Genomic DNA, 13,133 nt, shown 5'->3' with positions numbered 1-13,133 from the left:
AGCATCGGCGGCACAGGGGACCACTCATGGAAATCAGGGAAATCATGACCACACGCGTCGTGACGGTGAGCTTCGACGACACCCTCGCGACCGTCAAACACATCTTCGATTCGGCGAAGTTTCATCACGTGCTCGTGGTGGAAGACGGCGAATTGCAGGGCGTTGTCTCGGACCGCGACCTGCTGCGCGCGCTAAGCCCGTTCATCGACAGCGTGGTGGAGGCGCCGCGCGACGTGGCGACGCTGAACCGGCGCGTGCACCAGATCATGGGCCGCAAGCCCGTGACGCTGGGCCCGGACGCGGACGTTTCAGCGGCCGTCGAGATATTTCTCGAGAAGGGCGTGTCGTGCATTCCCATCGTGCGCGACGGCATGCGGCCCGTGGGAATCGTAAGCTGGCGCGACGTGCTGCGGGCGCTGGCGCCGCGCGCGGCGCAGTGAGAGGTCGCTGCCCGATATTCCCTCATCTGTTTCGAATTTTCAGACCCACGGAGTGTAGTCAGTGATTCAACCAGGCAACGTATTCAAGGACAACCTCGCCCGCCTGCCGGGCATTGAAGGCATCACGCGCATCGATCTGATCGACGGCAAGGGCGCGGTGGTGGCCAGTATCGACAACGTGCCCGGCAAGCAGGGATCGGTGGCCGTCTACCACTACCTGCAAACGGTGTTCGACACGCTGGACGCCAGGGCCGCCGAGCACGGACTCGCCGTATTCGCCGAACACACTGAGGACGCACGCAAGCGGCCTGGGGCACATCCGAACGTGGACCGTTTGCTGGCGATCGCGGCGGGCGCGGAGCCGTTGAGTATCGGGGTGGTGAGAGGGACGTGAGGTTCGCGCGGGCCTCACACGCGGCTGTCGTGCCTTCACGCGACCTTGCGTGAAGCCGCTGCGCCGGCCGCTTCCCATCCCTCGCGTTATCGAATCAGCACCGCTTCCACGGGCCGGCGGGGAGAAAACGGCAGCGTCGACCCGTAGCCAAAGCGCAGGACGATGTCGGGCCGCCGCCCCGCCCTCCCGACAAGACCCGCCAGTTCAGCACGGAACCGCGCCACTTCAACGGGTTGATTAATGAAGGCCACCTTGATGCCGAGGCTCGTCGCAGTCAATGCGAAGCGCTGGCAAGCGCGGCCCACCCTGATCCAATGCGCCTTGTCTTCGCGGTCGCCGGCAAACACGGCAACGCCGGCTGAAGAATCGACCTGACGTGCGTATTTGTCGCTCTCGGTGCGTGCGTTGAAGAACCGCTCGAACGCGAACCGTCCAATGGCGTCCGGCAGCGCCGGGTTGCCGCTTGCTGCCGAAAAAAGGCCATCGCCTGACGTCATGGCACTGCGTGGGTTGAACCGGATCCACCGCTTCAGCTCCCGCATGAACGCCATGTCCGTCATTTGAGCGCTGTTGGCGGCAACCACGAGTTCCTTCATTCGGTCGATATCCATGCGATGGTTCAGGATAGCCAGATGAACGCCGGAGGTGTCGGCCGTTTGTTCCAGGAGCGCAAGGTGCGCGGCAGGAACGGAGCGTCGGTCGTATTCGGCGCGGGTGGATTGCCGTTTCGGAATGGCTGCGTAGAGCGGACTCGCCATCATCGGCCCCTTGACGAAGGCATAGCGTATGAGGTCTCCGTCTGGCGCGATCTGGAGTTCACCGGGCCATCCCAGCGAGGTCGCTGCGATAGCGAGGTTTTCCGCCGCGCATCCGAGGCTCACGAACAGATGATGATCGTCGGGGTCGACCGCGGGCGTTCGGCGCGAAACATCCGGCGCAATCTCAATGAACCGGTCGCCGACGCGAAACCGCCAGGGCTGCGTGTTGTGGCTGTTGGCGGCAAGCGTGGCGTAGCGGATGACGTCGCGCATGTTGGGCGGCACAGCGGGCGCTGCACGCAGGCGCCCTGCGTAGGCGTCGTAATCGGCCATCGATCCCGTCGACGACATCCACGCGGTCGCGCCGGCAGCCAGCATCAAGCCGCCCCCCGCGCCGAGGAAGAAAGTACGCCTGTTCATGTTCGCTTCCCCGTGCGTGGTGGTGACTGGTTTGTTCTGCGCTATCGGAACCTATTCGACGCCCGCGCTGCTGCTATTGATTTGTGTCAATCTGACCGAGTGTTTGTTTATCCGATGAAACGGATTTAAAGCGTTTTTTAAGCGCCTTCATTATTTCGATCACTGTACGCGGGCGCACGGAATACGGAATATTTTTTCTTTAGCGTGCGTTCTGTAGCGCGTGGACGATATTCCCAATCATCCAGAGAGAGCTGCGATGAATGTGTCGAATGATGGAGCACCCTCCGGCGCGTTCGGGCCTATAAGCGCGCAGAGCGCTCGCGCGCTCGCGGTGTCGATGGACGAATCCGGGTTCGGCGTGCTGAACGACGTTGTGTCGGCGTCCGTACTGGCAAAGCTGCGCCGCACGGTATCCGAACTGATCGAACAGGACGGCTTCAAATACTTCGCCTTCAACGGCGCGGCGTGGTGCGTGAATACCTGCCTCGGCCCGCTTTTCGACGACGTCGAACTGCTCGCCCTGTTACGCCAGCTTTATATGCTCAAGATGGGTGTGTCGCCGCCCAGCGACCGGATCTTGCCCGTCATGCGCGTACTGGCTGGTGAGCAGGGGCGGCGTCACTCGTGCAACTTTCACTACGACTCGTATGTCGTCTCGATCCTGCTGCCGGTATTGATTCCGTGCGACCCGGGCGAGCCGCCTGGCCATTTCGTGATGTTTCCGAACTTGCGCAATGCAAGGCGATCGTCGGTCGTGAACATTCTCGAAAAGCTATTGATCGAAAAGCTGCTCGCGCCCGTGTGGCGTTTAGCGTTTGTCCAGAAATGGCTGTCGGCGAAGGTCGTCACGTTGACGCCGGGGAATCTGTACTTTTTCTGGGGTATGCGTTCGCTGCATGCGAACCAGGCCTGCGCGCCGTCCCGTGTCCGCTGCACCGTGCTGCTGCATTTCGGCGACCCGCACGAGCGCAGCATGTTCAAGGGCCTCAGCCACCGGTTGCACGTGATGCGCTTGCGGCGAATGACGCGCGGGTGACTTCGCATGCTGCGTTGCGCGCATCGGCGAGCGCGCCACACCGGGATTCGCCACGTTACCGCTTGCTGTCCGTCGGCTTCAAAACCGTCCGCATATATTCCGTCGCAAACTCGATAAACGCTCTCACGCGAAACGGCAGCCGGCGTTGCACCGGGAAAATGATCTGCGCGGGAAGAGGCTTAGCATGCCACTTCGGCAGAATTCGCACGAGTCGTCCCGAGACCAGGTCTTCCTCAACAAGCCATTCCGGCAGCACCGCGATGCCGAGTCCCATGCGCACCGATTCGCGAATGCTCGTTACGCCTTCCGTCACGAACACGGGCTCGATCTGTAGCGTGTGCGTCGCATTGCCCGAGTGCAGCGTGACGTCTCGTGAACCGCCGAACTGCCGACTCGATAGTGCAATCCACGGCAGCTTGCCGAGCGATTCCGGCGTGCCGCGAATCTTGTGATCCTTCAGAAACGACGGCGACGCGACGACATAGCGCGCGATTTCGCCGAGCGAGCGGGCCACCACGCGATCGTCGGTCAGCGTGCCCGCCAGGATGCCTACGTCGCAGCCTTCCTCGATCATGTGCAGCGGCCGGTTCGAATAGCCCAGTTCGATGCGCACGCCTGGATGCGCCTGAATGAAGCTGCTGATGAGCCGGCTCACGGCGGACTGACCGAAGTCGATGGTCGAGAACATGTGGATATTGCCGCTCAATTCGCTCTGGTCGTTGCGCAGCCGCTGTTCGGATTCCTCTGCGAGCGCGAGTAGCGCCTGTGCGTCCGCGAGGAATTGATGCCCCATGTCGGTGAGACTCATGCGGTGCGTGTCACGGCGCAGCAGCGGTGCGCCGCACCGGTCTTCGAGCGCGCGCAACTGACGGCTCAGCGTGGGCTGACTCAGGTGTAGCTTGCGCGCCGCCGCGGAGATGCTGCCGCTCCCCACGATGGAGACGAAGGTTCGCAGCAGGGTAAGGTCGTCGAAGAGGGTCATACGCGTTGAGTATAAGCGATATGACGGCTATGCGGCTTCCGTCGTAGGCAGGTCGAGACGATGATGAACCCATCGCGTCACTACCCACCCGAACGGAGAACCACCATGAGCACACAAATCAGCACCAACGCAGTCAAGCTTGCATCGAAGGTCGCAATTGTCACCGGCGCCTCGCGCGGCATCGGCGCAGCCATCGCGAAGCGCCTCGCCGCGGACGGCATCGCCGTCGTCGTGAATTACGCGGGCCGCGCGGCCGACGCACAAACAGTCGTCGCCGAGATCGAAGCCGCAGGCGGTCGCGCTGCCGCCGTTCAAGCCGACGTGGCCGTGCCGGCCCAGGTTGCCGCGATGTTCGACCAGGCCATCACGTTGTTCGGCGGCGTCGATATCGTCGTGAACAACGCCGGCATCATGCAGCCGGGCCTCGTGCCGTTGGCCGATACCGACGACACGCTGTTCGACCGGCTCGTCGCCATCAACCTGAAGGGCACGTTCAACACGTTGCGCGTGGCCGCGAAGAAGCTGCGCAGCGGCGGGCGCATCGTCAATTTCGGCAGCAGCATCAAGGAACTCGCCACGCCGGGCTATTCCGTCTACGCCGCCACGAAAGCCGCGGTCGAAACGATGACGAACATCTTCGCGAAGGAACTGCGCGGCCGCAACATCACCGTGAATGCGGTCGCGCCCGGACCCACGGCCACCGAACTCTTTCTCAAGGACAAGACGCCCGAGCAGGTCGAGCGGCTCGCGAAGATGCCACCGCTCGAACGTCTGGGTCAACCCGAGGACATCTCGTCGGTGGTGGCGTTTCTCGTGAGCAGCGCGGCCGATTGGATCGACGGCCAAACGCTGCGTGTGAACGGCGGCATTGTTTAACGCCGAGCCACTTCCCTTCATTCGAACCCGTCGCAAATCAAGGAGCCAACATGAAACACGTCATCGTCGTGACTGGCGCATCGAGCGGCTTTGGACGCCTGAGCGCCGAAGCGCTGGCAAGAGCCGGCCACATTGTCTACGCGTCGATGCGCGACACGGCGGGGCGCAACGCGCCCGTCGTCGGGCAGATGGCGCAGTTCTCGTCGGAGCACGGTGTCGATCTGCGCACTGTCGAACTCGACGTGCTTTCGCAGGCGTCCGTGGACGCAGGCATTGCGCAGGTGACTCGCGAGCAGGGCCGCATCGACGTCATCGTTCATAACGCGGGCCACATGGCCTTTGGACCGGCAGAGGCGTTCACGCCGGAGCAATACGCTGAGCTTTACGACATCAACGTGCTCGGTACGCAGCGCGTGAATCGAGCGGTGCTGCCGCAGATGCGCAAGCAGAAGCGCGGCCTGCTCGTATGGGTGTCGAGCAGCAGTTCGGCGGGCGGCACACCGCCGTATCTCGCGCCTTATTTCGCGGCGAAAGCGGCGATGGATTCGATCGCGGTTCAATACGCGCGCGAGCTATCGGGCTGGGGTATCGAGACCTCGATCGTGGTGCCGGGCGCTTTCACCTCCGGCACGAATCACTTCGCGCATGCCGGCCGTCCTGCCGACGAACAGGTGCTCGAGGCCTATGAGAGCGGACCGAACGCGGGGCTGGGCGAGCGTATCCAGAAGGCCTTCGCCGCGATCGTACCGCCGCACGCCGACGTGGCGCTCGTCGCTCAGGCATTGGTCGATATCGTGAACGCGCCGTTCGGTCAGCGGCCGTTCCGCGTGCACGTGGACCCGACGCAAGACGGCGCGGACGTAGGCTTCGCCGTGCTCGACCGGCTGAGGGCCGAGATGCTGCATCGCGTGGGCCTGTCGGAATTGCTGAGGCCGCGCCGCTATTGACGCTGTTCCTTCGTTCCTTGCGCCTTTGTCCCACGCGGCGACTGGTTTATGCTCACGGCTCCCGTCACGATGCGATCGAATCGAGGAACGAATGGACCGGCTGACTGCCCTGGGAGTATTCGTCGCCGCGGTCGAGGAAGGCAGCCTTGCCGCGGCCGCGCGACGCTTTGGTTTATCCGCCGCGATGGCGGGCAAGTACGTGAGTGCCGTCGAGTCGGAACTCAACGCGAGGCTGCTCCACCGCACCACGCGCCGCCTGAGTCTCACTGATATCGGCGCGCGCTATTACGAGCGCTGCAAACAGATTCTGCACGCCTGGGACGAGGCCAACCGCGAAGCCAGCGACGCGCAAGGAACGACCCGCGGTGTGCTGCGTATTGCCGCGCCCGTCACGTTCGGCGCAATGCATCTTGGCAAGGTTCTGGCGCGCTATCTGGAAGCGCATGCGCACGTCAACGTCGAAGTGTCGTTGAGCGACCGTTATGTCGATCTGCTCGAAGCGGGCGTCGACGTGGCGATACGAATTGGACGCCTGCCCGATTCAGGACTTGTTGCGCGGCGCCTTGCGCCGTGTCGAATGGTGATCTGTGCGTCACCGGCGTATCTGGAGCGGTACGGTACGCCGCGTACGCCGCACGATCTGCGGCAGGCACCGCGGCTCACGTTCAGCGAGGCCGTTTCCGTTGGAGACTGGACGCTGGTCGATGCGAAGGGCCGTGCGCATGTCATTGATGGCCCTTGCCGGATGGCGGCAAACAATACGCAGATGCTGCTTGATGCGGCGCTTGCAGGCGCAGGCATCGTCTACGGTCCGACATTCGTGTTCGGAGAGCAGATCGCGCAGGGGCACCTCGTCGCGTTGCTGCCCGAATACAGCACGTCCGAACTGGTGATTCAGGCGGTTTATCCGAGCGCGCGCCACATGCCGCTGAAGGTTCGAAGCCTGATCGATCATCTCGTGGCGGCATTCGGGGACGAACCGCCTTGGGACAGCGTCGCGCGGCCGCGCAAGAGCGGCACGAAGCGCTCGCGTGGCCGCGTTGATCGAGTTGACCCGTAGACGCACGAGCGGGCCTTGCGTGAAGACGCGTTGAATCGCCACGCTCACGGCTCGCGCCGTGAAGTCCAAGTCGCTGTTACCGCTCGCGAACGAATGCTTCAATCACGCTCGCAAGTTCATACGGTGCTTCGAGCGGTGAGAGGTGCCCCGTGTCCGGCAATACATGCAGACGCGCGCCGCGAAGGCGAGGCAGCAATTCGTGCTGCAATGTCTCGACGCGATCCACCTGGTCGCGCTCGCCTGCAATCACGAGCACCGGCACGTCGATGGACGCGACGTCGGCGGTGATGTCTTCCAGCATCGCGGCGTTGGGCCACGCGGCCTTGGCCTGCGCCGCGCCGCGCAGGCCATCCGCAATGACCTGTTCGCGAAGCTCGGGCGCAAGCTGCTTCGCAGTCAGCACATGGTCCAGTACCCACTCGATCGATTCGCGTGAATCGTACGCGGCAGTCATCGCGGCGCGCTGTTCATCGGTAAGAGCCATGGGCGAAGGAGGGGACGGCGCGACCAGCACGAGCCCCAGCAGCCCCGCGGGCCGACGCGATGCCAGCAGTTGCGCGGCCTTGCCGCCCATCGAATGACCGACCACGACATAACGCCGCACGTTCAGGGCTTCGATCACTTCCGCCGCATCGTCTGCCAGATCGGCAAGGGCGTAGCCGTGCGCCGGCGCGTCCGACTCACCCCAGCCGCGATGGTCCGTTGCGATGATCCTGTAGCGGCTCTTGAGTTCGCTGGCGACGATATCCCACGTGCGCGACGAGCCGCCCCAATAGTGGAGAAACACGAGCGCGAGGTCGCCGTCTCCCTGTTGCCTTACGTGAATGGTCGTGCCGCTTGTCTGAATGTGCATGGCGATGCTCCCTTTCTTGATGTGCCAAACCGTGGACGCATCTTAGGTCGCGAGGCCCTGTTCGATAACCCGCGGTTCGTTATCGACAGCCGATCATGGGGCGACAGGATCGAATCGACTCAGTGCGGGGCGCTATACTGGCGCGCTTTTCATCGATTTTGTCAGGTACCAAGGATTACATATGAGTACGTTACCGCCCTGTCCGAAATGCCATTCCGAGTTCACGTATGAAGACGGGGGCGTCTACATCTGCCCGGAATGCGCACATGAATGGTCCGCAGAAGCGGCGGCGCCTACTGAAGCGGCCGCGCGCGTTTATCGGGATTCCGCAGGCAACGTCTTGCAGGACGGCGATACCGTCACCGTCATCAAAGACCTGAAGCTGAAGGGTTCCGGTGGCGTGATCAAGATGGGCACCAAGGTGAAGAATATCCGGCTCGTGGACAGCGACCACGATATCGATTGCAAGATCGATGGCTTTGGCGCAATGAGTCTGAAATCGGAATTCGTCAGGAAGGTGTGATGTGCGGCATGGAGACATTCGCCATGCCTTTCTCTACCGCGCGCGCGGGTCGTTCAAGCCGAACGTCTGCGCGCGCGCACCATGGTGTGTCGTCACTTCGGCACCCGCCATCATCGGGGACGCTCTCAGAATCGGACCCGTCACGGCGTACAGCTTGTCCGCATCCGGCCCATACATGTATAGATAGCCGTCGTTGCCGTCGATGTGCAACTCGGTCTCGCCAAGCTCGCCTGCGCCCGCACGCTTTATCGCCGTCGCGAGCCGATGTTCCAGCGCGTGGATTCGCGCGCGGTCCTTCGGGTAGTAATCGAAGTGGACCATCACGACGGGGCTTGGCGGCCTTGGCATTTGCTCCGCCGCCGCACTGCCCGTGAGTATGGCGAGGCACAGGAGCGTAGCGAGCGTTCTTCGTTTCGGTGCAGGAAGGTTGTCTCTCATTGCATGACCTCAGCGGCGGCGTCTCAGCGATCGGGACGCCAGGCTTCGAACGTGACCGGCTTCGCGCGATTCGCGCGCGTCATGTGGGTTTTGTCCGGCGTGTCGTTGAGCGGGTCGGAGGACGTGAAGATTTCACTGTCGAAGAACCACGCCCGTTGCGCCGCGTCGTAGCGGAACGTGATGAAGTCGGTCCAATGCGCGCCGCACGCCACGGCGTTCTGCACCGTGAAGTAGCGGCCCTTGACCGCGAGCCCATCGTAGCCGTCTTCGAACGGATCGCACTGGCCGCCTTCGTTGGCCCGCAATACGACCGTGTCGTTGCGCGCCGAGAGTCGGTACTGGCCGCCCGCCTGTTCCTCGAAGATGAGGAGGGGACGCGGTGAGGGCTTGTCTGTCGAGTCGTCGGGCCGGTGAGCCACGACGAGCAGGCTTTGCCGTCCGCCGTCGACGTGCGGACCCGCCTGATACACCATCGGCACGTAACCCTTGGGCAGTTGCGCGGCAACGGTGGCCGGCAAGCCGGCCGCATGCGCAACAGGTGCACTGAGGCTGACACATAGCCCCCACATAACGGCCGCTACTTTACGAAGCGCTAACGCGCTGTGACGTTCGATCATGGGCGTTCGTCTGTTCGTTGAATGTTGTTGTTGGCGTGCCGGCTCGCGGCCCGCGCGGGGCGGTGGTCGCTTTCACGCGTGGTCCAGTGCGGCACCTGAGCGGCACCTGGGTGGCACCTGAACGGCACCAGCGCGGATTGTCGATGATCCCGCCCGTGCCGTCCAACCCGCTATTCAACTCCACTCGACCCGCCATCCGTGCGATCCGTCTTTGCTATCACCCCATGCCGCTTCCGGATTGTTCGGCTATCACTGCTCGCCTATAGTGCTCTCCAGCATGGCCGCCAGTGATCCGGGCGCCTTCCCGCGCCCGGCCAAAAAAAGACAAACGAGACATCCGCGCACGTCCCGCGCGCGGCCCTATTGGAGGAGCAATGAATCAGATCGACTTGAACGGCCGGGTCATGGTGATCACGGGCGGCGCGCGCGGCATCGGCTATGCCGTCGCAGAGCGCGCGCTGCGTTCGGGTGCGGCCGTCGCGCTGTGGGACATCGACGCCGATCGCCTCGAAAGCAGCCGGCGCGAACTCGCCGAACTGGGCACGGTATCGGCCGTCACGGTCGAACTCACGGACGAGCGCTCTGTCGACGCCGCAACGCAGCAGACGGTGCGGGACCACGGCGGTATTCACGTCCTCATCAACTGCGCGGGCATCACGGGCGGCAACGGCCTGACGTGGGAACTGGAGCCCGAGGTCTGGCGCCGCGTGATCGACGTGAATCTGATCGGACCATACCTGACCTGCCGCGCCGTGGTGCCCCACATGTTGAAAGAGGGCTATGGCCGCATCGTCAACATTGCGTCGGTGGCGGGCAAGGAGGGCAATCCGAACGCCTCGCACTACAGCGCCTCGAAGGCGGGGCTCATCGGGCTCACGAAGTCGCTCGGCAAGGAACTCGCCGCGAAGAACATTCTCGTGAACGCCGTCACGCCCGCGGCGGCGAAGACCGAGATCTTCAACTCGATGTCGCAGCAGCACATCGACTACATGCTCTCGAAGATTCCGATGAACCGCTTCCTGATGCCGGACGAGGCAGCCTCGCTGATCGTCTGGCTCTCCTCGGAAGACTGCGCGTTCAGCACGGGTTCCGTATTCGATCTGTCGGGTGGCCGCGCCACGTACTGACGGGCCGCGTTGCGAATCAGACGTAGGGGAAACAAGATGAACCCGACGACTTCAATGCCGTCCGTCGATCGCGTCGTGAGCAAGGCGATGCGCCGGCTGCTGCCGTTCCTGTTGCTCATGTACGTGCTCGCGTTTCTCGATCGCGCGAATATCGGCTTCGCGCAGAAGGCGCTGCAACACGATACGGGCCTTTCCGACGCGGCGTTCGCCTTCGGCGCGGGTGTATTTTTCGCGGGCTACGCGTTGTTCGAGGTGCCAGGCAATCTGTTGCTGCATCGCGTGGGCGCGCGCGCATGGATGTGCCGCATCATGGTGACGTGGGGCCTCGTTTCGGGCGCGATGTGTTTCGCGAGCACGCCTGCGTCGTTCTACGCGCTGCGCTTTCTGCTCGGCGTGGCCGAGGCAGGGTTCTTTCCCGGCATTATCTATTACCTCACGCACTGGTTTCCACAGTCGGCGCGCGGCCGTGCCATCGGCGTCTTCTATTTCGGTGCGCCGCTCGCGTTCATTTTCGGCAGCCCGCTCTCGGGGCTGTTGCTCGACATGCACGGCCTCGTCGGACTCGCGGGGTGGCAGTGGCTGTTCCTGATCGAAGGCGGCCTGGCCTCGGCTGTGGGCGTGTGGGCGTTCTGGTATCTCGACAACAAGCCCGCCAACGCGCGCTGGCTCGACGATGCCGAGCGCCGCGTGCTGACGGAGGCGGTGGAGCGCGATGCGCGCCATGCCGCCGCCCACGGCCCGCAGCAGGTGCTCGCTGCGTTGTTCAACGCACGCGTGCTGCTCTTCGCCGGCATTTATGCGCTGATCCAGGTGAGCGTGTATGGAGTGATCTTCTTTCTGCCGCAACAGGTGGCGTCGCTGCTCGGTACGCGCGTGGGTCTGAAAGTCGGGCTCGTCACGGCGGTGCCGTGGTTGTGCGCGCTCGCGGTGACGTGGATCGTGCCGCGCCATGCCGATCGTACGGGCTCGCACCGCGGGTGGGCCGTCGCGCTGCTCGTTCTTGCGGGGCTGGGCATTGCGCTCTCGGGCACGACGCACAACCCGTTGCTCGCACTGCTGGCGCTGTGCTGTGCCGCGAGCGGCTTTATCGCCGCGCAGCCGCTTTTCTGGACGTTTCCCACGCGCTATCTCACGGGCGTGGCTGCGGCGGGCGGCATCGCGCTCATCAATTCGCTGGGCAGCCTGGGTGGTTTCATCGCGCCCAGTCTCCGCGCGCTGGTTCAGAACATGGCTGCAGCGGGTACGCCGGCGAGCGGCTCAGCCGCAGGCCTCGCCGTGCTCGGAGCGGCGAGTCTTGTCGCGGCGCTGCTGGTCGGCACGCTGGTGCCGCGCGAAGCCGGGCCCACCACCGATACCTTCGAGCCGCGCGCCCACCGCGCGCGCTGATCTCATCAAGCGAGTTCATCGAGCAAGCTCATCAAGCAAAGGGAGCGACTACCCATGGCCATGCCCACCATCAAGCAGGTGCGTGCCTTCATCGTTCGCGGCGGCGGCGCCGACTATCACGACCAGGGCGACGGGCACTGGATAGACGACCACATCGCCACGCCGATGGCGCGCTATCCCGAATACCGGCAGAGCCGGCAGTCGTTCGGCATCAACGTGCTCGGCACGCTGGTGGTGGAGATCGAGGCGAGCGACGGCACCGTCGGCTTCGGTGTGACGACGGGCGGCGAGATTGGCGCGTTCATCGTCGAAAAGCACCTCGCGCGTTTTCTGGAAGGCCAGCTTGTAACCGACATCGAGAAGATGTGGGATCAGATGTACTACGCCACGCTTTATTACGGCCGCAAGGGCGTGGTGCTCAACACGATTTCGGGCGTGGACCTCGCGCTGTGGGACCTGCTCGCGAAAATTCGCGAAGAGCCCGTGTATCAACTGCTGGGCGGCCCCGTGCGCGACGAACTCGTGTTCTACGCCACGGGCGCGCGCCCGGATCTCGCGAAGCAGATGGGCTTCATCGGCGGCAAGCTGCCGTTGCAGCACTGCCCCGCGGAAGGCGAGGAGGGGCTCAGGCAGAACATCGAGAAGCTAGCGGACATGCGTAATCGCGTGGGCGACGATTTCTGGCTGATGTACGACTGCTGGATGAGCCTCGACGTGCGCTATGCCACGCGACTCGCGCAGGCCGCGCACGAGTACGGCCTCAAATGGATCGAGGAAGCGCTGCCGCCCGACGACTACTGGGGCTACGCGGAGTTGCGCCGCAACGTGCCGCGCGGCATGCTCGTGTCCACCGGCGAGCACGAGGCGACGCGCTGGGGCTTTCGCATGCTGCTCGAAATGGGCTGCTGCGACCTGATCCAGCCCGACGTGGGCTGGTGCGGGGGCATCACGGAACTCATCAAGATTTCGGCGCTGGCCGATGCGCACAACGTGATGGTGGTGCCGCATGGGTCGTCCGTGTACAGCTATCACTTCGTCGTGACGCGCCACAACTCGCCGTTTTCGGAGTTTCTGATGATGGCGCCGAAGGCCGACCAGGTAGTGCCGATGTTCACGCCGCTCCTGCTCGATGAACCCGTGCCCGTGAACGGCCGCATGAAGGTGCCCGATACGCCGGGATTCGGCGTGCGGCTGAATCCGGAATGCGCGCTCGAACGGCCGCATACGCATTGACGGGTGTGTCGAAGTGCATTGCAATGAGGCCTTCAGATAAGGC

Annotated in this window: 15 protein-coding genes; 10 read left to right on the top strand and 5 right to left on the bottom strand. The window is 63.7% G+C overall.

Annotation, left to right across the window (positions count from 1 at the left end; genetic code table 11):
- Positions 1-26: 26 nt before the first annotated feature.
- Both P2869_RS25570 and P2869_RS25565 read left to right on the top strand, forming a co-directional pair.
- On the top strand, positions 27-440 hold the full coding sequence (locus P2869_RS25570; RefSeq protein WP_017775545.1) for a CBS domain-containing protein: 414 nt from the start codon (positions 27-29) through the stop codon (positions 438-440).
- 61 nt (positions 441-501) lie between these two features.
- Positions 502-834, top strand: coding sequence for a DUF2322 family protein (locus P2869_RS25565; protein ID WP_277598333.1), 333 nt, complete (start codon positions 502-504; stop codon positions 832-834).
- A gap of 86 nt (positions 835-920) precedes the next feature.
- Here P2869_RS25565 and P2869_RS25560 read toward each other — a convergent pair whose 3' ends face one another.
- Complete coding sequence (locus P2869_RS25560) at positions 921-1,925, bottom strand: Tat pathway signal protein (protein WP_277598332.1); 1,005 nt, start codon at positions 1,923-1,925, stop codon at positions 921-923.
- A gap of 343 nt (positions 1,926-2,268) precedes the next feature.
- Here P2869_RS25560 and P2869_RS25555 point away from each other — a divergent pair, with 343 nt between their 5' ends.
- Entirely contained in the window at positions 2,269-3,048 is a 780-nt protein-coding gene (locus tag P2869_RS25555; protein ID WP_277598331.1) for a hypothetical protein, read from the top strand.
- A 55-nt stretch (positions 3,049-3,103) separates the two neighbouring features.
- Here the strand turns inward: P2869_RS25555 and P2869_RS25550 are convergent, their stop codons facing one another.
- The gene (locus P2869_RS25550; RefSeq protein WP_277598330.1) at positions 3,104-4,030 is read right to left on the bottom strand and encodes a LysR family transcriptional regulator; all 927 of its coding nucleotides are present in this window, start codon (positions 4,028-4,030) and stop codon (positions 3,104-3,106) included.
- A gap of 105 nt (positions 4,031-4,135) precedes the next feature.
- Here P2869_RS25550 and P2869_RS25545 point away from each other — a divergent pair, with 105 nt between their 5' ends.
- The 3 genes from P2869_RS25545 to P2869_RS25535 all read left to right on the top strand — a co-directional run bounded on the left by P2869_RS25545 (position 4,136) and on the right by P2869_RS25535 (position 6,913).
- Positions 4,136-4,906, top strand: coding sequence for an SDR family oxidoreductase (locus P2869_RS25545; protein ID WP_277598329.1), 771 nt, complete (start codon positions 4,136-4,138; stop codon positions 4,904-4,906).
- A gap of 50 nt (positions 4,907-4,956) precedes the next feature.
- Positions 4,957-5,853, top strand: a complete 897-nt coding sequence (locus tag P2869_RS25540) for an SDR family oxidoreductase (protein WP_017775551.1) — start codon at positions 4,957-4,959, stop codon at positions 5,851-5,853.
- 91 nt (positions 5,854-5,944) lie between these two features.
- Positions 5,945-6,913 (top strand): LysR family transcriptional regulator, encoded by a 969-nt coding sequence (locus P2869_RS25535; protein WP_126877209.1) that lies wholly within the window; start codon positions 5,945-5,947, stop codon positions 6,911-6,913.
- Positions 6,914-6,989: 76 nt separating this feature from the next.
- Here P2869_RS25535 and P2869_RS25530 read toward each other — a convergent pair whose 3' ends face one another.
- The gene (locus P2869_RS25530; protein ID WP_277598328.1) at positions 6,990-7,766 is read right to left on the bottom strand and encodes an alpha/beta hydrolase; all 777 of its coding nucleotides are present in this window, start codon (positions 7,764-7,766) and stop codon (positions 6,990-6,992) included.
- A gap of 181 nt (positions 7,767-7,947) precedes the next feature.
- On the opposite strand from P2869_RS25530, the gene P2869_RS25525 reads away from it, so the two are divergent.
- A complete protein-coding gene (locus tag P2869_RS25525; protein ID WP_017775554.1) occupies positions 7,948-8,289 on the top strand; it encodes a zinc ribbon domain-containing protein YjdM in 342 nt (113 codons plus the stop codon).
- Between the two features lie 33 nt (positions 8,290-8,322).
- Here the strand turns inward: P2869_RS25525 and P2869_RS25520 are convergent, their stop codons facing one another.
- A complete protein-coding gene (locus P2869_RS25520; protein WP_277598327.1) occupies positions 8,323-8,637 on the bottom strand; it encodes a hypothetical protein in 315 nt (104 codons plus the stop codon).
- A 113-nt stretch (positions 8,638-8,750) separates the two neighbouring features.
- Positions 8,751-9,296 carry a hypothetical protein gene (locus tag P2869_RS25515; protein ID WP_277599850.1) on the bottom strand — a complete coding sequence of 182 codons (546 nt, stop codon included), beginning with the start codon at positions 9,294-9,296 and terminating at the stop codon, positions 8,751-8,753.
- Between the two features lie 422 nt (positions 9,297-9,718).
- Here P2869_RS25515 and P2869_RS25510 point away from each other — a divergent pair, with 422 nt between their 5' ends.
- The 3 genes from P2869_RS25510 to rhmD are packed head-to-tail and all read left to right on the top strand — an operon-like array spanning position 9,719 to position 13,090.
- Entirely contained in the window at positions 9,719-10,471 is a 753-nt protein-coding gene (locus P2869_RS25510; protein WP_017775557.1) for an SDR family NAD(P)-dependent oxidoreductase, read from the top strand.
- A gap of 36 nt (positions 10,472-10,507) precedes the next feature.
- Positions 10,508-11,857 (top strand): MFS transporter, encoded by a 1,350-nt coding sequence (locus P2869_RS25505; protein WP_277598326.1) that lies wholly within the window; start codon positions 10,508-10,510, stop codon positions 11,855-11,857.
- A gap of 54 nt (positions 11,858-11,911) precedes the next feature.
- Positions 11,912-13,090 carry an L-rhamnonate dehydratase gene (gene rhmD / locus P2869_RS25500; protein ID WP_017775559.1) on the top strand — a complete coding sequence of 393 codons (1,179 nt, stop codon included), beginning with the start codon at positions 11,912-11,914 and terminating at the stop codon, positions 13,088-13,090.
- The last annotated feature ends 43 nt before the right edge of the window (positions 13,091-13,133 follow it).

This window comes from Paraburkholderia sp. SUR17 (genome assembly GCF_029536165.1).
Lineage (GTDB): Bacteria > Pseudomonadota > Gammaproteobacteria > Burkholderiales > Burkholderiaceae > Paraburkholderia > Paraburkholderia kururiensis.
Note: the sequence above shows the minus strand (reverse complement) of the source record. Positions and strands in the feature narration are given on the sequence as shown.